The organism is Pseudomonas sp. PS02288 (genome assembly GCF_029959715.1).
GTDB lineage: Bacteria > Pseudomonadota > Gammaproteobacteria > Pseudomonadales > Pseudomonadaceae > Pseudomonas_O > Pseudomonas_O kuykendallii.
Map to the genome: position 1 here is coordinate 1 of NZ_JASCPA010000130.1, position 419 is coordinate 419.

General features: G+C 68.3%; 1 protein-coding gene. It reads right to left on the bottom strand.

From position 1 onward, the window contains the following. On the bottom strand, positions 1-419 hold a 419-nt coding region (locus tag QMX85_RS23365; protein ID WP_282344942.1), incomplete at both ends, for an aldehyde dehydrogenase family protein.

A 419-nucleotide genomic window follows, 5' to 3' on the forward strand; every position in this document is an offset into this window, starting at 1 on the left:
CCGCCCAGCTCGACGGTGCTGGGGATGATGTTCTCGGCGGCGCACTTGAGGATGTGCGAGCCGACCGGGGTGGAGCCGGTGAAGGCGATCTTGGCAATGCGCTTGCTGGTGGCCAGCGCCTCGCCGGCTTCGCGGCCAAAACCCTGGACGATATTGAGCACGCCCGCCGGCAGCAGGTCGCCGATGATTTCAACCAGGAGGGTGATCGACAGCGGGGTCTGCTCCGCCGGCTTCATCACCACGCAGTTGCCGGCGGCCAGCGCCGGGGCGAGTTTCCAGGCGGCCATCAGCAGCGGGAAGTTCCACGGGATGATCTGCCCGACCACGCCCAGCGGCTCGTGGAAGTGGTAGGCCGCGGTGTGCTCGTTGATCTCCGCGGCGCTGCCTTCCTGGGCGCGGATGCAGCCGGCGTAGTAGCG